Below are 22466 nucleotides of genomic sequence, written 5' to 3' on the forward strand. Positions count from 1 at the left end.
TAAATATATAGGAAGTGATGAAAATTGGGAAAAAGCTGAAAACGCAATTATTAATGCAGCAAAAGAAAAAGGATTAGATTATATTGTAGAATATGGTGAAGCAGCTTTTTATGGGCCAAAATTAGACTTTATGGTAAAAGACGCTTTAGGTAGAAGTTGGCAACTTGGAACCATTCAGGTTGATTATAATTTACCAGAACGTTTTGATTTAAATTATAAAGGCGCCGATAACCAGTTACACAGACCCGTTATGATTCACAGAGCTCCTTTCGGTTCTATGGAAAGGTTTATTGCCGTTTTATTAGAGCATACAGGAGGAAAATTTCCACTTTGGCTAACACCCGAACAAGTTATTATCCTACCAATCAGTGAGAAATTTCAAATATATGCTGAAAAAGTTTTACATTTGCTAGAAAATTCCGAAATTCGCGCCCTTGTAGATGATAGAAATGAAAAAACGGGTAGAAAGATAAGAGATGCCGAAATGAATAAAATCCCTTTTATGTTAATTGTGGGCGAACAAGAAGAAAACGAAGGTTTGGTTTCTGTTAGAAAACAAGGAGAAGGAGATTTAGGAACATTTACAATAGATGAGTTTATTTCAATAATAAATAACGAAATTAATAGTACATTAGAAAAATTTTAAGTTTAATTTAAAAACTAGAGCCATAGCATTAAGTAGAAATAAAGGTCAAAGAAAACCTTGGAGAGTAGTAAAAGAAGATCAACATAGAATTAATGAAAATATAATTCATGTTGCTGAAGTACGTTTAGTAGGTGAAAACGTAGAAGTTGGTGTATACCCATTAGCCAAAGCAAAAGCTTTAGCTAAAGAAATGGAATTAGATTTAGTCGAAATTTCACCAAAAGCTGATCCACCTGTTTGTAAAATTATTGACTATAAGAAATTTTTATACGAACAAAAGAAACGTGAAAAAGTTCAAAAAGCTAAAGCTTCAAAAGTTGTGGTTAAAGAAATTAGATTTGGACCTAATACGGATGAACATGATTTTGAATTTAAAAAGAAACACGCTTTAAAATTCTTACAAGAAGGAGCTAAACTAAAAGCCTTTGTATTTTTTAAAGGTAGATCAATAATATACAAAGATCAAGGTCACATATTACTGTTACGTTTAGCAACAGAACTTGAGGAATTTGGAAAAGTTGAGCAAATGCCTAAATTGGAAGGAAAACGTATGATTATGTATATCGCTCCAAAAAAGAAATAAATTACCGAACGCAGAATAAGAATTAATGTTTACTTTTGCGCTCGTAATAAAATATTAAGCAAGATAAAAAAGTATAAGAGAGATGCCTAAAATGAAAACAAAATCTAGTGCTAAGAAGCGTTTTAAGCTAACTGGCTCTGGTAAAATTAAAAGAAAACACGCTTACAAAAGTCACATTTTGACTAAAAAAAGCAAAAAACGTAAATTAAAACTAACTCATACAGGTTTAGTACATAAAGCTGATGAGAATAGTGTTTTACAACAGTTAACTTTAAAATAATAAAGTTACAGGGAAATTAATAATTAACCTTGGAGTAGTGCACAAACAAGTGTAAATTAAATTTTACCGCCTACTACAAAAAAAACAAATTGAAATTATGCCAAGATCAGTAAATTCAGTTGCTTCAAGAGCTCGAAGAAAAAAGATATTGAAGCAAGCAAAAGGTTACTTTGGACGTAGAAAAAACGTTTATACAGTAGCAAAAAATGCGATTGAAAAAGGAATGGTTTATTCCTATAGAGATCGTAAAAACAAAAAGAGAACTTTCCGTGCTTTATGGATTCAACGTATTAACGCTGGAGTTCGCCAGTATGGAATGTCTTACTCACAGTTTATGGGACAAATTAAAGCTAATAATATTGAATTGAATCGTAAGGTTCTTGCCGATTTAGCTATGAATAACCCAGAAGCTTTTAAGGCAATTGTAGATACAGTAAAATAGATTTTTAATTTCTTGCTTATATAAAAAACCCAATCTTTTTAGATTGGGTTTTTCTATTTAAATACAAATTCCGCAATATGCTAGAGTTCTATTTTTTTATATATATTTACATCTTATTTTAACTAATTATATTATGCTTGTTTGGGGAATTTTTATTGCTGTAATTCTAATCTTTTTAGCGTTAGACTTGGGGGTTTTTAATAGAACACCTCATATAATTAGTACTAAAGAAGCGACAAAATGGACCGCAATTTGGGTAACTATATCTTTGCTGTTCTCAGGCGTAATTTATTGGCTATATTCAACCAGTATTATTGATAATGTAGACAACCTTACACCAACTAATGCCACTTTAAAATATATTACTGGATATTTAATTGAACTATCTTTAAGTATTGATAATATTTTTGTAATTGCAGTTATCTTTACTTCATTTAAAATTCCATTAAAATATCAACATAGAGTTTTATTCTGGGGAATTTTAGGTGCAATAGTATTTAGGGCTTTAATGATTTTCTTTGGAGTTATACTTATTAAAAAATTTAGTTTTACAACGTATGTATTTGGCGCATTTTTAATTTTTACTGCATATCGAATGCTAGTGTCAAAAGACGAAGAATTTCATCCTAAAAAATCATTTATTTATAGACAAATAAGAAAATTTGTTCCCATTACAAGTCATATGAATGGAGAGCACTTTTTTGTAAAAATGAGACATATAAAAGCTGCCACTCCTCTTTTTATTGCTTTAATTATAATTGAATTTACAGATATTTTATTTGCGTTAGATAGCATTCCGGCAATTTTGGCAATTACATCAGATCCTTTTTTAGTATTCACTTCTAATATTTTTGCAATATTAGGTTTACGATCTATGTATTTCTTCCTTTCTAATATGCTGGCTAAATTCCATTATTTAAAATACAGTTTAATTGTAATTTTAACTTTTGTGGGAATTAAACTACTATTGGCACACCATTATAAATTTCCTGAATGGTTTTCATTAACTGTAATTGCAATTTCTCTGTCAGCCGGAGTTATTGTATCATTAAGGTTGATGAACAAAAATGAAGCTTAAAAAAAGAAGAATTAATTAGTTCTTCTTTTCAATTTCTCTAAGGTTTTCTATTTTTTTATGCGCTAAGAATCCGGCAACATCTTCAAAATGTTCTTTAACACGTTTATGCCCAAATTCAAAAACTTTAGCTGCTAAACCGTCTAAGAAATCACGGTCGTGTGAAACTAAAATTAACGTACCATCAAAATCTTTTAAAGCATCTTTAATGATATCTTTCGTTTTCATATCTAAATGATTTGTTGGCTCATCTAATATTAAAACATTTACAGGTTCTAATAACAATTTAATCATTGCTAAACGTGTTTTTTCTCCTCCTGAAAGGACTTTTACTTTTTTTGTAATATCATCACCACTAAACATAAAAGCACCTAACATGTCTTTAATTTTGGTTCTAATATCACCAACAGCAATTTGATCAATTGTCTCAAAAACACTTAAATTTTCATCTAATAATGATGCTTGGTTTTGCGCAAAATATCCAATTTTTACATTATGGCCAATTTCCATTTTACCTTGAAAATCAATCTCACCCATAATAGCTTTTATCATTGTTGATTTTCCTTCACCGTTTTTACCAACAAAAGCAACTTTCTCACCTCGTTCAATCACTAAATTAGCATTATTAAAAACAATATGCTCACCATAACTTTTAGATAATTCTGATACCACAACTGGATATTGTCCACTGCGTGGAGCAGGAGGAAATTTCAAACGTAAAGCTGATGTATCAACCTCATCAACCTCAACTAATACCAATTTTTCTAACATTTTAACACGAGATTGTACTTGATTTGTTTTGGAATATGTTCCTTTAAAACGCTCAATAAACTCGGTATTTTCAGCAATCATTTTTTGCTGTTCATCATAAGCTTTTTGTTGATGTGCTCTTCTATCTTTTCTTAACTCTAAATAATGCGAATAATTTGCTTTATAATCGTAAATTCTTCCCATTGTAACCTCAATGGTTCTGTTTGTAATATTATCAACAAAAGCTCTGTCATGCGAAATTACAATCACTGCTTTAGCTGAATTAATTAGAAAATCTTCTAACCACATAACACTTTCAATATCAATATGGTTGGTTGGCTCATCTAATAAAATTAAATCTGGTTTTTGTAGTAAAATTTTAGCCAACTCAATTCTCATACGCCATCCACCAGAAAATTCAGAAGTTGGACGATTAAAATCTGAACGTTCAAAACCCAATCCTTTTAAAACTTTTTCAACTTCTGCTTCATAATTTACCTCTTCAATTGAATAAAATTTTTCACTTAGTTCGGAAACTCTCTCAATTAATGCCATATAAGCATCACTTTCATAATCTGTTCTAATTGTTAATTCTTCATTTATTTTTTCAATTTCAGCCTTCATTGTAAAGATTTCTGCAAATGCTTTTGATGTTTCTTCAAAAACTGTTGCATTATCTTTTGCTAATAAATGTTGTGGTAAATAGGCAATTACAGCATCTTTGGGTGCAGAAATATTTCCGGTTGAGGGTTTGCTTGCACCAGCTATAATTTTTAATAAAGTAGATTTTCCAGCTCCATTTTTTCCCATTAAAGCTATTTTATCATTTTCATTTATAGCGAAGGAAACATTGCTAAAAAGTGTGGTTCCTCCAAACTGGACTGAAATATCATTTACTGTAATCATTTATTAAATTTTTAATTTTTTGAAGTGGCAAATATACATGAATGTTTTAATACGAAACCATTTAAAATTTTAGGCTTTTTTCAAAAAAAAAGCAAGAATTTCTTCTTGCTTTTTAAATAGTACTTTAATTTTAAGTTTAAAAAACTTCTCCTAACTCTTTTAGTTTTTCAGTATTTTCAGCTAGTTTCAATTCTTCAACAATTTTATGAATATCTCCATTAATAATATTGCTTAAATCGTACATTGTTAAACCAATTCTATGTTCAGTAACACGACCTTGCGGATAGTTATAAGTTCTAATTTTAGCTGATCTATCACCCGAACTTACCATACTTTTACGTTTTTTAGCATCTTCTTCCTGCTTTTTAGCAAGTTCAACTTCATATAAACGTGAACGCAAAACCGTTAACGCTTTGTCAAAGTTTTTGTGTTGCGATTTTTGATCTTGACATTGTGCTACTAAACCTGTTGGTATGTGTGTTAAACGAACTGCAGAATATGTAGTGTTTACTGATTGACCCCCTGGACCAGACGAACAATATAAATCTTTACGAACATCTTTCATGTCAATTTGCACATCAAATTCTTCTGCTTCTGGCAACACCATTACTGTTGCGGCAGATGTATGAACACGACCTTGTGTTTCAGTTTGAGGAACGCGTTGTACACGGTGCACACCAGCTTCGAACTTTAAATCACCATAAACATCTTCACCTTCAACACTAAATATAATTTCTTTAAAACCACCAGAAGTTCCTTCGCTTACATCAACAATTTCTGTTTTCCAACCTTTTTCAGCACAAAATTTGGTATACATTCTGTACAAATCTCCTGCAAAAATGCTAGCTTCATCACCACCTGTTCCTGCTCTAATCTCAACCATTACATTTTTAGCATCTTCAGGATCTTTAGGGATTAACATAAATTTTATTTCCTCTTCCAATTGTTGAATTCTGGCATTTGCTCCTTCTAATTCCATTTTTGCCATTTCAGTCATTTCTGCATCTGATCCATCGGCAATAATTTCTTTAGCTTCCTCAACATTATTTAATAAGGTTTTGTACTCATCACCCAGTTTCATTACTGCACTCAAGTCTTTATATTCTTTATTTATTTGAATATAACGTTTTTGATCTGAAATAATATCTGGTTGAATTATTAAATCAGAAACCTCGTCAAAACGTTGTTTTATTATTCTTAATTTATCTAACATGTAGTTTTTTAATTGGATTGCAAATTTACAACAAATTCTTGATATTTTTTAATATTCAAAAATACCGAATTCACTAGTAATTGTTAATTTTTTACTTTCTGAAGCTTCCACTTTACCAATAACTTGCGCATTAACATTAAAACTTTTTGAAATAGTGATAATATCATTAGCAATTTCTGAAGGTACATATATTTCCATTCTATGTCCGCAATTAAAAACCTGATACATCTCTTTCCAATCAGTGTTACTTTGCTCTTGTATCAATTTGAATAAAGGTGGAACTGGAAATAAATTGTTTTTTATAATATGTAAATTATCAATAAAGTGTAAAATTTTTGTCTGGGCTCCTCCACTACAATGCACCATTCCATGAATTTCTTTTGAAGTATATTTTTCTAATATTTTTTTAATTATTGGCGCATAGGTTCTTGTTGGAGAAAGTACTAGTTTACCAGCATCAATAGGTGAATTTTCAACTGAATCGGTTAATTGTACGTTCCCAGAATATACCAATTCACTAGGAACTGCTGCATCAAAACTTTCTGGATATTTTTTTGCTAAATACTTATGAAACACATCATGACGTGCAGATGTTAATCCATTTGAACCCATTCCACCATTGTATTCCTTTTCATAAGTTGCTTGTCCAAAAGATTCTAAACCTACAATTACATCACCTGGTTTTATATTTGCATTGTCAATTATATCGGTTCTTTTCATTCGTGCAGTTACTGTAGAATCTACAATAATAGTTCTTACCAAATCTCCAACATCAGCTGTTTCGCCTCCTGTTGAGTGAATTTCAACTCCAAACTTTTTTAAATCTTGTAATAATTCTTCTGTACCATTTATTATTGCAGAAATTACGTCACCAGAAATCAAATTTTTATTTCTACCAATTGTTGATGACAGTATAATATTATTTGTAGCTCCTATACATAATAAATCATCAACATTCATAATTAATGCGTCTTGTGCAATACCTTTCCACACGGAAATATCTCCAGTTTCTTTCCAATACATGTATGCTAATGATGATTTTGTTCCTGCTCCATCAGCGTGCATTACCAAACAATAATCTTCATCATTGGTTAAATAATCTGGTACAACTTTACAGAAAGCTTTCGGAAACAATCCTTTATCAACATTTTTTATTGCGTTGTGAACATCTTCTTTTGAAGCTGAAACACCTCTTTGACTGTATCTTTTACTTATATCTGAACTCATTTGTACTTAATTATTTTGTTTTGCAAAAGTAATTTTTCTTTTTTACATAATAAAACATAAAAAAACCGAATGAGATTCATTCGGTTTTTTTTAATTAATTATTTTTTATTCCCAGTCTGGCATTATTGCATTTAAAAACATTTCAATCCTGTCATTATTATTATCAATATCCATTTTATAAATTGTTTTTAACGAAATACCGTCGTTTGATGTATTTACAAAAATAACTTCCGATTCATTTGGCGAAAATCTAGGATCCAAATCTAAAGTTCCTGCAGGTTTATTTGAAGAAACATCTACGACACTATTATCACTAAATTTATAAATAAAAATATGAGTATCTAACTGTCTGTTATTTGGGCTTTCAAATTCGGAAATATCATAACTATATAACAACAGCTTATTATCCACTGAAATATTTAATCCTCCAGCAGCTCCATTAACATCAAAAAGTACATTATTTATAACATTTCCGGTTAAATCGATAGTAAAAATTGAAATATTATAACCTGTGATATCATTCGTTTTCAAAGCAATTAAACTCTCATCACTACTCCAATCACATTCAGTTATAAAACTTCCATCGGTTGTTTTATAAATTTGTTTTAAACCACTACCATCTTTATTAATTACATATAACTTATCATAATGCGGATAAATAAATCTATCTCCATTTGATGACCAAGAATAGTCAATTTCATTGTAATTATTTCCAGTTACAGAAATTGCATCCGTTACCTTTTTTACATCTGTGCCATTAGGACTCATTGTAAATAAATGAGTTTCATTATTATATGTTCTAAGAAATGCTATTAAATTTGAAGCTTGATTTTTTCTTGGTCTCCAACTATTAAATTCTTCTGATGTTAACTGAATTTTATTCTCAGGAATGGTATCATTTTCATTAAAACTTGAGGAATAGATAACATTATTGTTATTGGAAAATTTTTCTACGTATAAATATCTATTTTCAGGAAATGGTTTTATTTTAAATGTACTAACTGTACTTAAAACTTCGTTGTTAATATTATCTGTTGCTCCTACTTGCCAAAAATATTTAACACCGTAGTTTAAATTAGAAATTACATATGATGTTTCACTTATACTATCAATTTTAATAATATTGTTATTATTGTCATTTTTAATTTCAAGACTATATAGTATCTCATCTTCTTCAGGGTCAGTTGATTCCCAAGTTAATTCAACTGAAAGTTCTAAATTTTCACTACCATCAGTTGGGGAAATTAAAATTGGAGTTGATGGTGGTCTATTTAAAGCATTGTCATCTTCCATTTCAAAAATAACATTTATTATTAAATCTACTGACACAGTAGCTGGTTCAAAAGATGTTAAATAATTTTCTTTTGTTGCGCTAACAGAATAATCACCTTCTTCTACTTCTTCAATAATAAAATACCCATCAACATCAGTAAAAACTGTATTATTTGTTGGGCTTAAAGTAATTTTAGCATTCTCAATTGGGTTGAAACTGATTGCCTCAACAACTCTTCCGGTAATTGTTCCTTTACCAATAAAACCTGTAGTTTCCTCACTACAATTGGTTAAAAATGCGAGTAGAAAGATTAATAAAATATTTAAAACTTTTTTCATAATTTCATTTTTTATTCGAACATTACCGGTTTAACACTATTAAATGGATTCCCTAAATAAAAATTAAGTCCTAAACCAACTTTATAATAAAAATCATTCCATTTCCCTTGATTTAAACCTTCTAATTCATCTGTAAAGAGCATATTTTGTTCTACAAATAGTTTTATTCCTAAATTTTTTACTGGTAAAAACTCTACGCCTCCTCCATATTGAAATTTAAAATAGATGTTATCAATTTTTTTGTCGGAAATAGCTCCAAAACCTGCATAAACAAATGGAGTTAAATTGTCATATGGCAAAATATCATATCCTAAATTTGTATCAAATGAAATAAAATCATTTTTAAAAGTATTTTCATTTTCTAATTGAAAATAGCTAGTCACAAAATTTAAATTTAATCCTGGTTTTTTAAAATATAATTTTAAAGATAAATTAGCGCCTAATCTTTTAGTAGCATCACCATAATCATTATTTGGAATTGACATTAATCCATCAAAGTTTATAGCTGAAGTACCTCTTTTATCTTCTAATTTTCGGTCGTATAATGCTGTAGATTCAGCTTCTTCTTTTTCTTTTAAATATTTTTCTTTTACTAAATTTACTACCGGCTCTCCTCCTTTTGGCAACCATAATCCATCTATAATTCCTTCAACAATTAAAAGCTCTACAGCTTTATCAATTGCTTCTTTAATTGCTAATTGGGCTGGTTCATTTTTGGTGATTCCGGTTTCAACTTCTAACAATCTTTTAATATTTACATACCTAAATAAATTTGCTGAAATTCCTTGTGATAAAATTGTTTTTGAGACGTATACATTTTTTAAAATTCTACCACTTGATGTAGAAACGGCTCTTAAATAAACTGTTATTCTATCTTGTCTGTATTCTGCAGCCCCTCCTAACCCAAAATATCTTGCTCCAGATCCTCCTGTAATTATATTAGAATCATAGGAAACTACGCCTCCTTCTAAAATGATACCTGCAAAAAGTAGTGGTGGAATTGATGTTGTTTGATCTTCATTAGCATCTCTGGCATATTCTTGACGAGTAGATCTAATTATCTGTCTCTCGTTAAGCAAGTTACCTATATTTTCTCTTTCAATAGGTTTAAACCATTTTGATTCTTCTAAAGATTTTAACAAAATTGAAGTTCCTCCTTGTGAAACTGCAGTACTAAAAGTTGATCCGTTTTCAACTAATTTATACTGCCCAGTTTGGTCTCTAAATTTATAAACACCAACTACATTTTCTGTAGCTGGCAAAATGGTATCTAATATACTTTTTCCTGAAGTATTTTCTCCAATTCTTGCTTTGCTAGTTTTAAAAGGTTGATTAAAATAAGTGCCACAACTTGTAACTAATAGTATAATAATAAAGCAATTGATAACTTTTAAATACTTATGCATAATTTTAAGGGTTGTAGTATTTAGTTTGGAATTGTAATTTGAGTTTGTTCTCCTGTAGCAGTATCTAAAATATTAACAGACAAGCCATTACTGGTTGGACTAACTTCAACAACTAAGGATCCAAAAACAAAAGTTCCAACCGATAATGATTGATCTCCAAATTGTTGAGTAAATAAATCTTGAGACAATGAATTTAATAATTGCCTATTTAAGCTTTCAGTAAAATTTTCTAAATCTGTAGCTTGATCAAAACTAAAACCTGAATCTTCTTCAAAATTGTTTTGTGCATTTGCAGAAGCCAATAATTGTTGGTAATTAAATGTATCACCACCAAAAAAAGGATTAATTGGTTTATAAACTAAGTTTTGTGAAAACATGAAAATCGGCATACAAATGAGTATAACGACTTGTATAAATTTTAACTTTTTCATAATTAAAGATAGTGAATATTTTTAAATTCTGCTATTTCTAAATAACATTTTTCGTTGTTTAGAATATTGACTTAAATTTTGTAAGGATGCTTTAACTCCTGATTTTAAATACTCTTCATCAGGTTTGGACATAAATTCAAATAATACCTGATCATCAACTTCAACTGTAATTATACTACTTGTTCCAAAATACGGTTTTTCTTTAATGGTAATTATAAATGGATATTGGGTGCCAGAATTTAAATAATCTTGGTAAAAATAATCATGAAAGTCTTTACCTATTTTAGTAATCACTTCATCAACTACAATACCTTTTAACTCAAAATCAGTTTCTCTTACTACTTTTTTTTGTGCTTGTTGTTGTTTTTGCGGAAGTATATATAATGAATCTTTTGAAATTAATACATTTTCCTGTTTCACAAATAAATAAATTCGTAAATCTTCGTCTGCATTTAAATTTAAACGAATTTCAGAAACTGTTTTGCTTTCTTCTGGATTTAATGAAAATTCACCTTCTTGCCTATTGCTTGAAAAATTACCTGATGCATTTTTCTTTAAGGCCAATAAATTATAGTACAAATTACTTTTAAAAACCGACTCATCATTTTCTACTTGTGCGCGTATCAAAATTAAATTATCGGATTCTTGAATATTAATTTTTGCTTTAACAACCTCGTTTAATTGACCATAAAATTGATTAAAACTTAACATTAAACAACATAAAATAATATGTATTTTAATCTGTTTCATTTGTTAATAATTTTTAATAATCAATGTACTAAAGTCAGATTTTTGAATAATTCCAATATTTTTAATGATTGAGTTTTCACCATAAATTTGTAGGTTATTAGAATTACCCTGTTGAATTATATTAAAATTTGATGGAGTATTATTATAGTAGTTTATAAAATTATAGTAATTATTATTTCCTATTTGGTTAATTTTTTGAGAATCAGCACCTTTTTGTTTAATATCAATTTCATTATTATTTCCAATTTGATTTAAACTAACAATATTACTTTGCACTTGAAAACTATTAGTTGAAAGTGTTTGTGTATCAGTTAATTTTGATGAAAATTCTTTATTCGATTGAAAATATTGATTGATAACATAGGTGTTTTCATCAGATAATTGCTGAGCAACTAAAAAGTTACAATTGGCAAAAAATAGTGTTAAAGCTATAATTAATATGTAGTTATATTTTTTCATCTTACTCAAATTTAAGAAAAAAAGAGGGTTTTCACCCTCTTTTAATTGATTATTTTTAGTAGTAGATTTCTATTAGTTTGGATTTGCATTAAAACCATTAACTTGTTGTACACATGCATTATTATTATTACCCATTTGGTCAACAAAGCTATAATTACCTGTTGTATCAGCAAATTGATTAACTGTTACTTTATTGTAATTTCCACTTTGAGAAACCCAATTGTAATTCCAACCTGTTCCTCCTTCAGTTTGCGTTAAACAATTACTATTACCAACACCATTTTGAGACACATAAGAAGTATTAGTAATATAACCTAAACCAAGCGCATAAGACCCTGCATTTTGAGTTTCTGAAGATGTATTACCTCTACCATCTTGTTCTGTAATTGCAACATTATAACTACCTGTTTGAGTTTGATTAGCATTGTTTCTAAATCCATTTTGGTCTATACTTGCAAAACTTCCTTCTGCTCCATCAGCACCAGAATTTTGAGCTTGAATTGCATTGTTAACTCTACCCGTTTGAGAAACTCTAGCATCATTATTATCATAATACTGTTCTTGATGTGAAGCATTTCTTCTACCGCTTTGATAAACATAAGCATCATTATTTTCAGCCCAACCTGTACCTACAATTTGGTCTGCATAATTTCCAGCTCCCATTTGAATCACCCATCCATCATTGTAGTCTCCTAATTGTCTCACATATGATGTATTTGATGTTCCTGATTGATAAATATCTGCATTATTGTTTGAACCTCCTAATCCCATAAATCCATTTGCACCATCTTGCTCAACTTGAGAATAATTACCAGTACCTAATTGCCATACATTAGCATCATTCATATTACCTGTTTGATGAATGTCAGAAACATTATAAGCACCGTTCCACGATACTAAACGTGTAACTTGATCCACACTACAATCATCACAAGGCGCACTATCTGGTGCTGCATTTTGATTTACAACATCTGGCATTGGATTGTGTTGATAATAATGATTTTGAGCAAACATAATACTTGTTGCGCATAGCAAAGCCATGCTTAAAATTAATTTTTTCATAATAAATGATTTTAAGTTAGTAATAATTAGTAATAAATTTTGTAAAATTTATATGGGGATACAATATCAAATCAGCAACTACAAAGCACTAAAATGAATAATATAAATTTTCTAATACGGGGAAAACAATTTTTTTTGGGATTTAAACAGTGGGGTAATAAAATAATAAGTACTTTATTAACATTTAAGCAGGACTAAATTACACATACTTAATTAAATAACAAAAAAATTTTAGCAAAAATATACAAAATACACCCTTTTGGTAATAAAATGTAATATCTGTAACATGTATTACATGTCAACTCTTAGAGTGCAGAAATTCATCTTTTTTAAATATATAAAAAAGATTAAACAGTATTAATTATCAATAAGTTAAGTAATGGAAAGAGATAAATTACAAGCTTTAAGCTAAGAGATAAGTTCAATTACCTGTAATTTGTGATGGTGATAGTTTTATTGTTTGAAAACTGTAATATCTTTATATTATTAATAATTGAATTTTCACCAAATATTTGTAAATTATTATTTAATCCAAATTGCTGAACTTCAAAATTTAAATAATTATTACTATAATAGGTTATAAAATCAAAATTATTTTGGTTTCCTAATTGCGTAACGTTTTTTTCTCCTCCTTTAGTTTTAATGTTTGTAGTATTATAATCTCCTATTTGAACTATAGAAACTTCAGAGTAAAAAGGATTGCTATTATTATAATTTGTTGATTGCGAAAAAAGAGTATTATCTTGAACCGATAAATTCTGAAAATATTGGTTTATTAAAAAAGTATTTTGGTTTGTTTCTTGTGAAAAACAAGTAATTGAAGAAATTAATATAAAAAACAAACTAATTATATTTAATAGGTATTTCATATGATTACTATTTATAAAAAAAGGAAGGGAAAATCCCCCCCTTTTTTTTTAATTAATGTATTTATAAAGTTTAGAAAGGATTTCTTATCATAGCTTCTGTTCCTACTTGAGTTACACAAGCTTTGTTAGAATTACCTTGTTGATTTACATCACTCCAGTTACTTCCAAATAATGCATCTTGATCAACATTTGTAAAGTTAGTTTTACCATGTTGAGTTACGTAACTTATGTTAAAGTCAAAATTCATACCCATAAATGAATCAGTATTATTTTGATCTACACAAGCCATATTACTATTTCCATGTTGATCAATTATAGAATAATTCCAACCACTAAAACTAGCAGCTTGGTTACTAACCGCAGTGTTTCCGAAACCATGTTGATCTGAATATGCTTCATTAAAGCTTCCATATTGTGATTGTTTAGCTGCATTTTCATGACCATTTTGATCAATATCAGCAATGTTATGAGTATAATATGATCTACCAGAATTTTGATTTTGCTCTGCGTAGTTATCATTTCCTTCTTGGTCTACAAAAGCATCGTTGTATTTTCCATCTTGGAATTGGAAAGATGTATTCCATTCTCCTTTTTGATTAACACTTGCTTCATTTTTATATGCATAACCGTTTGCACCAACTAATTGTTTCGCAAAATTTAATTTACCTTCTTGAACAACTGTTCCTTCATTTTCGCGACCATATTGATTAACTATTGAATGATTATATCGACCTGTTTGTGTAACATGAGCAACGTTTTCATCTCCCAATTGTTTCACATACGAATAATTTCCCCATCCAAATTGATCAACAACTGCTAAGTTTCTTAGTTCATCTTGATCAACATAACTTGTGTTAATATCTGCTCCTCTCCATCCTGTAGGTAATTGATCAATTGAACAACCATCACATTCTACTTGCATTGGAGGTTCTATACAATTTTCAACCGCTTGTGCAAATAACATACTTGTAGCAAAGAATAACGCTACCACTAATAATAGTTTTTTCATAATATAAATTTTTAAATTAATAAATTAATAATGTGATATAATTATATAAGGGAATTGAAGTAATTTTTAAAAATCATTTAATACAAATCATTTTAAAATAATTCTATATAGTTATAAAATAGGGCGAAACTATTGTGTAGGGTTTATACAGTGGGGATAAACAATTTTTTTTGCGCAATAGAAATTAATTGTACGTAATACTATTTAATTTCTGGTACTAATTTACAATATTATTTTAAATATTACAATTTTAACTACTTTATTTTCAATGTTTTAGATGTGAATTTTTTAGAAACTTAGGTTACATAAAAATAAAAAAGTCAAACAATCTGTAATTTGTTTGACTTTTTATTAAAAAAACTTCGATATAATTAAAATACTATAATTTACAGGATTTTTATTATGTATTTAATAATGAAAATTATCGTGTAAATAACAATTCTCTGTATTTTGTTAGTGGCCAAATTTCATCATCAATCATTAATTCTAACTTATCACAATGATATCTTATATCTTCAAAAAATGGTTTTACTTCATTACAATACATTTCAGCTTTTTTAACTGCATCTTTTAAGTTATTAGCTTTTTTTCTTGTATTAATCATCTGTTCAACTTTTGCGTGAATTGCTTCTATATGTCCAGAAATTCCTTTTATAAGTTGAATTTGTTGACTTGCATGTTCTTCAAAATCTTTACCGAAAATTTCTTTTAACCCTTTTACATTTTCAATTAACATATTTTGATATTTAACCGCAGTTGGCACAATATGATTTCCTGCAATATCACCTAAAACTCTTGATTCTATTTGAATGCGGAGTGTGTATTCTTCAATTTCAATTTCATACCTCGCTTCTGTTTCTATTTTACTCATTACATTCATTTGTTCAAATAACTCAATAGATTTTTTAGATATTCTTGCTTTTAAAGCTTCTGGTGTTGTTTTATTATTACTTAAACCTCTTCTTTTTGCTTCTTTTTCCCAAGCTTCTCCGTAACCATTTCCTTCAAACAAAATATTTCTTGAGGATTTAATATATTCTCTTAAAACATTAAATACAGCTTCATCTTTCTTTAAATCTTTTTTATCTATTAAAGTATCAACTTCAACTTTAAAATCTTTTAATTGTTTGGCTACAATGGTATTCAAAACTGTCATTGGATTAGCACAGTTAGCCATTGAACCTACAGCTCTAAATTCAAATTTATTACCAGTAAATGCAAATGCTGATGTTCTATTTCTGTCTGTATTATCTAATAATACATCTGGAATTTTACCTACTACATTTAACTTTAAATCTGTTTTTTCTTCTGGAGATAATTTTCCTTTTGTAACTCCTTCTAGTTCTTCTAAAACTTGAGTTAATTGAGCGCCAATAAATACGGATATAATTGCTGGAGGAGCTTCATTGGCTCCTAACCTATGGTCATTACTCGCCGAAGCAATTGCTGCTCTTAATAAAGCTTCATGATTGTTAACAGCTTTAATAGTATTGATAAAAAAGGTTAAAAATTGAAGATTACTCATGGGTGTTTTACCTGGTGATAATAAATTAACACCAGAATCAGTTGAAAGCGACCAATTATTATGTTTCCCAGAACCATTAACTCCCGAAAATGGTTTTTCATGAAATAACACTTTAAAATCATGACGAGAAGCAACTCTTCCCATAACATCCATTAGTAAAGAGTTATGATCTACCGCTAAGTTTGCCTCTTCATAAATTGGAGCTAATTCAAATTGATTTGGAGCGACTTCATTATGCCTTGTTTTTACTGGAATACCTAATAACATACATTCCATTTCTAAATCGCGCATAAAATTTAATGCTCTTGAAGGAATAGAACCAAAATAATGATCATCTAATTGCTGCCCTTTTGCTGGTGAATGCCCTAATAAAGTTCGTCCTGTCATAGCAATATCTGGTCTGCTATTGGCCAACGCTTTGTCTATTAAAAAATATTCTTGCTCCCAACCAAGTGATGATGTTACTTTTTTAACATTTTTATCAAAATATTTACATACATCTGTAGCTGCAGCATCAATAGCGTGCAATGCTCTCAATAATGGTGTTTTATAATCTAAAGCTTCTCCAGTATAAGACACAAAAATTGTTGGAATACACAAAGTTGTACCATAAATAAATGCTGGCGAAGTTGGATCCCAAGCTGTATAACCTCGTGCTTCAAACGTATTTCTAATACCTCCATTTGGAAAACTTGATGCATCTGGTTCTTGTTGCACTAATTGACTTCCTCCAAATTTTTCAATAGCCATACCATTTTCAATGGTTTCAAAAAACGCATCATGTTTTTCAGCTGTGGCTCCTGTTAAAGGTTGAAACCAATGCGTATAATGTGTAACTCCTTTTGATAAAGCCCATTCTTTCATTGATGAAGAAACTTGATCTGCAATTTTTCTATCAATTTTTTTACCATGTTCAATAGCACTCATAACACCTTTATAAGCTTCTTTTGTTAAATATTGACGCATTGTATTTTCATTAAATACATTTTTACCAAATAACTCAGATCTTTTAAGCTGTTCTTTTATCTCTATCGGTTTTCTACTTTGAGCAAGTTCAATTGCTTTAAAACGTAATTTTGCCATAATATTTAGTTTAGTAAATACGAAGATACAAGAAATTAAAAATATTTTTATCAAAAAAATAAGGATTTTTTTTAAGTATTTTCCAAATACCCCCATCTAAAATAAGGCATTTACAAAAATTTGCACACTTTTAGCATTTAACCCCCTTAAATTTTTGTTATCTTGTTTAAATAATTATTTTTGCTCCATATTTGAATTTATATAATTAATTAACATTATGGCGAAAATAAAATTAGAGTATATTTGGTTGGACGGGTATTTACCAACTCAAAATATGAGAAGTAAAACTAAAGTAGAAGAACACGAAAACTTCAAAGGAACTTTAGAAGAAATTGGAAACTGGTCTTTTGATGGTTCTTCAACAAGACAAGCTGAAGGTGGTTCTTCTGATTGTGTTTTAAAACCTGTAGCTATTTACCCTGATCCAGATCGTATTAATGGTTATTTAGTAATGACAGAAGTTATGAATCCAGATGGAACTCCACATGTTTCAAATGGTAGATCAACTATTGATGATGATAATGACGATTTCTGGTTTGGCTTTGAACAAGAATACTTTATTATGGATGTTAAAACTGAATTACCTTTAGGTTTTCCAAGAGGTGGTTATCCAAAACCTCAGGGAATGTATTATTGCTCAGTTGGTGGTTTAAATACTCATGGACGTGATTTAGTTGAAGAACATGCTGATGCTTGTATTAAAGCTGGTTTAAATTTTGAAGGTATTAATCAAGAAGTTGCTTGTGGACAATGGGAGTTTCAATTATTTGCAAAAGGAGCTAAAAAAGCTGGTGATGAAATTTGGATTGCAAGATACTTATTAGATAGATTAACTGAAAAACATGGGTACTATATTGAATATCACCCAAAACCACTTGGTGATACTGACTGGAATGGTTCTGGTATGCACGCTAACTTCTCAAATACTACTTTAAGAACTTGTGGATCTGAAGAAACTTACAAAGCTATTTGCGAAGCGTTTAGACCTGTAGTTAAAGAACACATTGAAGTTTATGGAGCTCATAACGAACAACGTTTAACGGGTAAACACGAAACAGCTTCTATCCACGATTTTTCTTATGGAATTTCTGATAGAGGAGCTTCAATTAGAATTCCTATTTATACAGTATCTAAAGGATGGAAAGGTTATTTAGAAGATCGTAGACCTGCTTCAAATGCTGATCCATATAAAGTTGCAGCTAGAATTATTTCAACTGTAAAATCAGCTAAAGTATAATTTTAGAACTTTTATAATACAAAAAAAGACACTGCAATGCAGTGTTTTTTTTGTGAATTGCTTTTTATAAAAAAGTTTTAATCATAAAGGCAATATAAATTCCTATCAAAATTAAACCCTCTTTCCAAGTAAACTTCATTTTTACAGGAATAAAATTTAGCGGTAAAATAATTAATGAAATTACTAACATCCAAATTAAATCATTAGAAATTAATCCAAAATCGAACACTTTAATTGGTGTTATAATGGAAGTTAAACCAAGAACAGCCAAAATATTAAATACATTTGACCCAATTAAATTACCCATTGAAATTGCTTTTTCCTTTTTTAAAATAGCAATTAACGAGGCTGCTAATTCTGGAACACTAGTTCCAATAGATACCACAGTAACTCCAATAATTCTTTCACTTACATTAAAATTAGTTGCTAAACCCACGGCTCCTTTTACTAAAAGTTCAGAACCACCCCACAAAGCCAAGCCTCCAAAAGCTAAAAAAAGAATATTTTTATATAAAGGTAGTTGAACATCATCTTCAGGTAATTCATCAACAATTGCTGGTTTTTGAAATTTTAATAAATATACCAGAAATGTAATTAGCATTGCAAACAAAATAACTCCTTCATAACGCTGTAGTTCTCCATCAAAAGCTATAAAAAAGTATAATAATAATGAAGAAATCATCATTACTGGCCAATCAATTTTATAAAAACCTTCTTTAACTATTATTGGTGAAATTAAAATAATAATGGCTAATACCAATCCTAAATTTGCTATGTTAGAACCTATCACGTTCCCTAATGCAATATCTGCATGGCCATCTAAGGCAGCATTTAAACTTACAATTAATTCAGGTGCAGATGTTGCAAAAGAAACAATTGTCATTCCAATTACAATTTTAGGAATGTTTAATAGTAATGAAAATCCAACAGCACTTTTTAACAAATAATTTCCACCAACAACCAATAAAACAAATCCAACCAATAATAATAGTATGTTCATACAATATAAATTTTTGCAAATATAATAGAATATAAATAGTCGATAAATTGTTTAAAAAGATATAAATTTATGTTAAATAACTATATAAATAGTTGCGCAACTATTTATATAGTTTATATTTGATTTTTAAAATTTATTATAATGAACAAACTTACTACGAAAGAAGAAGAAATAATGCAAGTTTTATGGAAATTAAAAAAAGCATTTGTAAAAGAAGTAGTTGCCGAACTACCAAAACCCAAGCCGCATTACAACACAGTTTCAACAGTTATAAGAAAAATGGAAGATAAGGGTTTTGTTAACCATGAATCATTTGGGAATACACACAGATATTTTCCAACAATTTCAATGGAAGAATATCGAAAAAAATATTTTTCAAGCGCTATTCATAATTATTTTGAGAATTCTTATAAAAACGTGGTTTCATTCTTTGCTAAAGAAGAAAAAATTAGTGCTGATGAACTACGAGAAATAATTAAAATTATTGAGAACAAACAAAATCAATAACAATGGAATACCTTTTAAAATCTAGCGGTTTAGTTATAATACTTGTGGTATTTTATAATTTATTTTTAAAAAATGAAACCTTCTTTACATCAATTAGAAGTTATTTTTTAATAGGTTCACTAATTATAATTACAGTTCCATTAATTGAAATACCAATATACATTCAAGAAGTGGCTTCACAAAGTAATGCTTTAAACTTAGCAACTATTGATGTAAAAAATTCAAACATCGAAAATTCAATAAATTGGACACAACTTATTACGCAAATATATGTTTTAGGCGTACTATTTTTTGGCAGTAAGTTTATTGCTCAGCTACTATCATTACTAGCACTCATTATAAAACATAAAACTATAAAACAAGGTAATTTATATTATATAGAAACCTCAAAAAACATTGCTCCTTTTTCATTTTTTAATATTATAATTTACAACAAACAACAATTTACAATTGAAGAATTGGAACAAATTATGAATCATGAAAAAATTCATGTAAATCAATGGCATTCTTTCGATACAATATTATCACATTTACTTGTAATCCTTTTATGGTTTAATCCGTTTGCTTGGTATTTTAAAAAATTAACATTACAAAATTTAGAGTTTTTAGCAGATTCTTGTGCGCTAAATAAATCAAAAAACCAGCAATTGTACAAATTCACTTTATTAAAAGCTAGTACAAGAAATTTCAATATTTCAATAACCAACAATTTTTATAATTCATTAATTAAAAAAAGAATCATTATGTTACACACCAACAAATCAAAAAATAATAAGCAGTGGAAATATGCATTGTTAATTCCAGTATTAATAGCATTTATTTCAACTTTTAACACCAAAACAATTGCTCAAAATGTAAAGCATAGCAATATTAATAATAATTTAAAATTTGAAGTTATTATTGATAAAAATGCTAATGAAACGGAATTAAATGAAATGGAATCTTATTTTAATAATGAATTTAAAATAGACTTGTCATTTAAAGGAATTAAAAGAAACACGAATAATGAAATTTTAGCAATAAAAATTGATGCTAAAGGCAAAAATACACAAGCAAAGTTTGAAAACTCAGGTACACTACCAATATTACCAATTAAAATTTCTTACGATTCTGAATTTGAAAATATAACTATCGGAAATGTAGCATTAAAAAAAGGAAAAAAACATAGCTATACTTATAATATTGAAGGTGACAAAGTTGATGAAAACGGTGAAGTAATTTTTGTAACCAAAGATTCTACAAAAATAAAATGGGTATCAAAATCAGAAACAGATACTTTGCATTTAAAAGGGAAAAACTCTGTCCGCATATATAGTGATAATGCAAGTGAAGATGTTAAAATTATAACTATTGAAGATAATGATAAAAATGTGTTTATAATTAAATCTGATGGCAATAGCATTAATAAACAAAAAATTAACAAAAATTCAAATGTAATTTTAATAGATTCTGAAAAAGACGAACCTATTTATTTTGTTAATGGTAAAGAAATAAAATCTGAAGAATCGAAAAACATTGACCCAAATACCATTGAAAGCATTAATGTTTTAAAAGGTGAAAATGCAATTGAAAAATATGGTGAAAAAGCAAAAAATGGCGTTATTGAAATACTAACTAAAAAAGAATAAAACAGACTAAAAAATAGTTTTTACAAAACCTACTTTAAAATATTTTTTTAGTAGGTTTTTTTTATAAAAAAAATGAAACGCCTTATACCAGGAGTTTATAATAATGAAAAAGCCTTTACTTTATATTTTTTGATATAAAACCTCCATTAAAATATTACATTTTAAAACTTTATATGAATTTTAAATTATAATTTATAACATTAGTGTAGTATTTTATTTACATCAATAAACAGATATCCTTTTTTTATTTATAAAAGAAAGTCAAATTGATAAATTATGTTTTTAGTAGTTGGATACTATTTGAAAATAGAATTACCTTAATAAAACAAATAATTTATTAACCAAAAACTCACAGAATTATGACCACTATTTTTATACTAGTAACCAAGCTAGTTTTAACTATTATTCATTATTTATTTTAATAAAAGTAACTTTAAATTGCAAGAAAAAATCCTACTTGTTGTAGGATTTCTTTTATTGTTTAATTTTGTACTATGAAAAATCAACTATTTAAATTATTAGCTAAAATAAATAAGCATTTATTACCAAGCTTTTCAAAAAAAAGACTTGATATGTCAAAAGCTAAAAAATGGCAACTTGCAATAATTGGTTGGAGATATTTTGTTACAAAAAATAGTTTGTAAATAATATATTTATATTATATTTGCACCCTCAAAACGGCCTCGTGGCGCAACTGAATAGCGCATCTGATTACGGCTCAGAAGGTTACAGGTTTGAATCCTGTCGAGGTCACTAAAGCTACATAC

At 28.5% G+C, this 22466-nt stretch carries 22 protein-coding genes and 1 tRNA gene (1 of these 23 running past the window's edge); 10 read left to right on the forward strand and 13 right to left on the reverse strand.

Annotated features, from left to right (window positions below):
* The 5 genes from thrS to BM335_RS07275 form a co-directional block, all read left to right on the forward strand.
* Window positions 1-646 carry the 3' end of a threonine--tRNA ligase gene (gene thrS, locus BM335_RS07255; RefSeq protein WP_090224885.1) on the forward strand. 1295 nt of this gene lie to the left of the window's left edge, so only the last 646 of its 1941 coding nucleotides appear in the window; its start codon lies off the left edge, out of view; its stop codon occupies window positions 644-646.
* A gap of 22 nt (window positions 647-668) precedes the next feature.
* Window positions 669-1229 (forward strand): translation initiation factor IF-3, encoded by a 561-nt coding sequence (gene infC, locus BM335_RS07260; RefSeq protein ID WP_090224887.1) that lies wholly within the window; start codon window positions 669-671, stop codon window positions 1227-1229.
* 82 nt (window positions 1230-1311) lie between these two features.
* Complete coding sequence (gene rpmI, locus BM335_RS07265) at window positions 1312-1509, forward strand: 50S ribosomal protein L35 (protein WP_090224889.1); 198 nt, start codon at window positions 1312-1314, stop codon at window positions 1507-1509.
* Window positions 1510-1606: 97 nt separating this feature from the next.
* Window positions 1607-1951 (forward strand): 50S ribosomal protein L20, encoded by a 345-nt coding sequence (gene rplT / locus BM335_RS07270; RefSeq protein ID WP_090224892.1) that lies wholly within the window; start codon window positions 1607-1609, stop codon window positions 1949-1951.
* A gap of 133 nt (window positions 1952-2084) precedes the next feature.
* Complete coding sequence (locus tag BM335_RS07275; protein WP_090224894.1) at window positions 2085-3029, forward strand: TerC family protein; 945 nt, start codon at window positions 2085-2087, stop codon at window positions 3027-3029.
* A 15-nt stretch (window positions 3030-3044) separates the two neighbouring features.
* Here the strand turns inward: BM335_RS07275 and BM335_RS07280 are convergent, their stop codons facing one another.
* From BM335_RS07280 to BM335_RS07335, 12 genes are all read right to left on the reverse strand, one after another.
* Window positions 3045-4682 (reverse strand): ABC-F family ATP-binding cassette domain-containing protein, encoded by a 1638-nt coding sequence (locus tag BM335_RS07280; protein WP_090224897.1) that lies wholly within the window; start codon window positions 4680-4682, stop codon window positions 3045-3047.
* Window positions 4683-4818: 136 nt separating this feature from the next.
* Window positions 4819-5895, reverse strand: a complete 1077-nt coding sequence (prfA, locus tag BM335_RS07285; RefSeq protein ID WP_090224899.1) for a peptide chain release factor 1 — start codon at window positions 5893-5895, stop codon at window positions 4819-4821.
* 48 nt (window positions 5896-5943) lie between these two features.
* The gene (locus BM335_RS07290) at window positions 5944-7122 is read right to left on the reverse strand and encodes an AIR synthase related protein (RefSeq protein WP_090224902.1); all 1179 of its coding nucleotides are present in this window, start codon (window positions 7120-7122) and stop codon (window positions 5944-5946) included.
* A gap of 105 nt (window positions 7123-7227) precedes the next feature.
* Window positions 7228-8733: a carboxypeptidase regulatory-like domain-containing protein gene (locus BM335_RS07295; protein ID WP_090224904.1), complete on the reverse strand. Its 1506-nt coding sequence runs from the start codon at window positions 8731-8733 to the stop codon at window positions 7228-7230.
* Window positions 8734-8744: 11 nt separating this feature from the next.
* Window positions 8745-10139, reverse strand: coding sequence for a CsgG/HfaB family protein (locus tag BM335_RS07300; protein ID WP_090224906.1), 1395 nt, complete (start codon window positions 10137-10139; stop codon window positions 8745-8747).
* 20 nt (window positions 10140-10159) lie between these two features.
* Window positions 10160-10570, reverse strand: a complete 411-nt coding sequence (locus BM335_RS07305; protein ID WP_090224908.1) for a curli assembly protein CsgF — start codon at window positions 10568-10570, stop codon at window positions 10160-10162.
* A 21-nt stretch (window positions 10571-10591) separates the two neighbouring features.
* The gene (gene csgH / locus BM335_RS07310; protein ID WP_090224910.1) at window positions 10592-11320 is read right to left on the reverse strand and encodes a curli-like amyloid fiber formation chaperone CsgH; all 729 of its coding nucleotides are present in this window, start codon (window positions 11318-11320) and stop codon (window positions 10592-10594) included.
* Window positions 11321-11323: 3 nt separating this feature from the next.
* Window positions 11324-11779, reverse strand: a complete 456-nt coding sequence (locus tag BM335_RS07315; protein WP_090224913.1) for a hypothetical protein — start codon at window positions 11777-11779, stop codon at window positions 11324-11326.
* Between the two features lie 72 nt (window positions 11780-11851).
* On the reverse strand, window positions 11852-12841 hold the full coding sequence (locus BM335_RS07320) for a hypothetical protein (RefSeq protein WP_090224915.1): 990 nt from the start codon (window positions 12839-12841) through the stop codon (window positions 11852-11854).
* 425 nt (window positions 12842-13266) lie between these two features.
* Window positions 13267-13710: a hypothetical protein gene (locus tag BM335_RS07325; RefSeq protein WP_090224917.1), complete on the reverse strand. Its 444-nt coding sequence runs from the start codon at window positions 13708-13710 to the stop codon at window positions 13267-13269.
* 70 nt (window positions 13711-13780) lie between these two features.
* Entirely contained in the window at window positions 13781-14719 is a 939-nt protein-coding gene (locus tag BM335_RS07330) for a hypothetical protein (RefSeq protein ID WP_090224919.1), read from the reverse strand.
* A 421-nt stretch (window positions 14720-15140) separates the two neighbouring features.
* Window positions 15141-17327, reverse strand: a complete 2187-nt coding sequence (locus tag BM335_RS07335; RefSeq protein WP_090225575.1) for a glutamine synthetase III family protein — start codon at window positions 17325-17327, stop codon at window positions 15141-15143.
* A 217-nt stretch (window positions 17328-17544) separates the two neighbouring features.
* Here BM335_RS07335 and BM335_RS07340 point away from each other — a divergent pair, with 217 nt between their 5' ends.
* Entirely contained in the window at window positions 17545-18564 is a 1020-nt protein-coding gene (locus BM335_RS07340; RefSeq protein WP_090224921.1) for a glutamine synthetase beta-grasp domain-containing protein, read from the forward strand.
* Between the two features lie 64 nt (window positions 18565-18628).
* Here BM335_RS07340 and BM335_RS07345 read toward each other — a convergent pair whose 3' ends face one another.
* A complete protein-coding gene (locus BM335_RS07345; protein ID WP_090224924.1) occupies window positions 18629-19564 on the reverse strand; it encodes a calcium/sodium antiporter in 936 nt (311 codons plus the stop codon).
* Window positions 19565-19705: 141 nt separating this feature from the next.
* Between BM335_RS07345 and BM335_RS07350 the strand changes: the two genes are divergently transcribed.
* From BM335_RS07350 to BM335_RS07365, 4 genes are all read left to right on the forward strand, one after another.
* On the forward strand, window positions 19706-20071 hold the full coding sequence (locus BM335_RS07350) for a BlaI/MecI/CopY family transcriptional regulator (protein WP_090224926.1): 366 nt from the start codon (window positions 19706-19708) through the stop codon (window positions 20069-20071).
* Window positions 20072-20073: 2 nt separating this feature from the next.
* Window positions 20074-21699 carry a M56 family metallopeptidase gene (locus tag BM335_RS07355; RefSeq protein WP_090224929.1) on the forward strand — a complete coding sequence of 542 codons (1626 nt, stop codon included), beginning with the start codon at window positions 20074-20076 and terminating at the stop codon, window positions 21697-21699.
* Between the two features lie 494 nt (window positions 21700-22193).
* The gene (locus tag BM335_RS07360; RefSeq protein WP_090224931.1) at window positions 22194-22343 is read left to right on the forward strand and encodes an SsrA-binding protein; all 150 of its coding nucleotides are present in this window, start codon (window positions 22194-22196) and stop codon (window positions 22341-22343) included.
* 35 nt (window positions 22344-22378) lie between these two features.
* Window positions 22379-22452, forward strand: a tRNA-Arg gene (locus tag BM335_RS07365).
* Window positions 22453-22466: the final 14 nt, after the last annotated feature.

It is taken from the genome of Lutibacter maritimus (assembly GCF_900116115.1).
Taxonomy (GTDB): Bacteria; Bacteroidota; Bacteroidia; order Flavobacteriales; family Flavobacteriaceae; genus Lutibacter; species Lutibacter maritimus.

Excerpts from the sequence above, each read along its gene's own strand:
- BM335_RS07300 (WP_090224906.1), bottom strand. The coding sequence starts at position 10,139 with ATGCATAAGTATTTAAAAGTTATCAATTGCTTTATTATTATACTATTA.
- BM335_RS07335 (WP_090225575.1), bottom strand. The coding sequence starts at position 17,327 with ATGGCAAAATTACGTTTTAAAGCAATTGAACTTGCTCAAAGTAGAAAA.
- BM335_RS07340 (WP_090224921.1), top strand. The coding sequence starts at position 17,545 with ATGGCGAAAATAAAATTAGAGTATATTTGGTTGGACGGGTATTTACCA.
- rpmI (WP_090224889.1), top strand. The coding sequence starts at position 1,312 with ATGCCTAAAATGAAAACAAAATCTAGTGCTAAGAAGCGTTTTAAGCTA.
- prfA (WP_090224899.1), bottom strand. The coding sequence starts at position 5,895 with ATGTTAGATAAATTAAGAATAATAAAACAACGTTTTGACGAGGTTTCT.
- BM335_RS07305 (WP_090224908.1), bottom strand. The coding sequence starts at position 10,570 with ATGAAAAAGTTAAAATTTATACAAGTCGTTATACTCATTTGTATGCCG.
- BM335_RS07315 (WP_090224913.1), bottom strand. The coding sequence starts at position 11,779 with ATGAAAAAATATAACTACATATTAATTATAGCTTTAACACTATTTTTT.
- BM335_RS07360 (WP_090224931.1), top strand. The coding sequence starts at position 22,194 with ATGAAAAATCAACTATTTAAATTATTAGCTAAAATAAATAAGCATTTA.
- BM335_RS07290 (WP_090224902.1), bottom strand. The coding sequence starts at position 7,122 with ATGAGTTCAGATATAAGTAAAAGATACAGTCAAAGAGGTGTTTCAGCT.
- BM335_RS07345 (WP_090224924.1), bottom strand. The coding sequence starts at position 19,564 with ATGAACATACTATTATTATTGGTTGGATTTGTTTTATTGGTTGTTGGT.
- BM335_RS07275 (WP_090224894.1), top strand. The coding sequence starts at position 2,085 with ATGCTTGTTTGGGGAATTTTTATTGCTGTAATTCTAATCTTTTTAGCG.
- BM335_RS07320 (WP_090224915.1), bottom strand. The coding sequence starts at position 12,841 with ATGAAAAAATTAATTTTAAGCATGGCTTTGCTATGCGCAACAAGTATT.
- rplT (WP_090224892.1), top strand. The coding sequence starts at position 1,607 with ATGCCAAGATCAGTAAATTCAGTTGCTTCAAGAGCTCGAAGAAAAAAG.
- BM335_RS07355 (WP_090224929.1), top strand. The coding sequence starts at position 20,074 with ATGGAATACCTTTTAAAATCTAGCGGTTTAGTTATAATACTTGTGGTA.
- BM335_RS07325 (WP_090224917.1), bottom strand. The coding sequence starts at position 13,710 with ATGAAATACCTATTAAATATAATTAGTTTGTTTTTTATATTAATTTCT.
- BM335_RS07350 (WP_090224926.1), top strand. The coding sequence starts at position 19,706 with ATGAACAAACTTACTACGAAAGAAGAAGAAATAATGCAAGTTTTATGG.
- BM335_RS07330 (WP_090224919.1), bottom strand. The coding sequence starts at position 14,719 with ATGAAAAAACTATTATTAGTGGTAGCGTTATTCTTTGCTACAAGTATG.
- BM335_RS07280 (WP_090224897.1), bottom strand. The coding sequence starts at position 4,682 with ATGATTACAGTAAATGATATTTCAGTCCAGTTTGGAGGAACCACACTT.
- csgH (WP_090224910.1), bottom strand. The coding sequence starts at position 11,320 with ATGAAACAGATTAAAATACATATTATTTTATGTTGTTTAATGTTAAGT.
- BM335_RS07295 (WP_090224904.1), bottom strand. The coding sequence starts at position 8,733 with ATGAAAAAAGTTTTAAATATTTTATTAATCTTTCTACTCGCATTTTTA.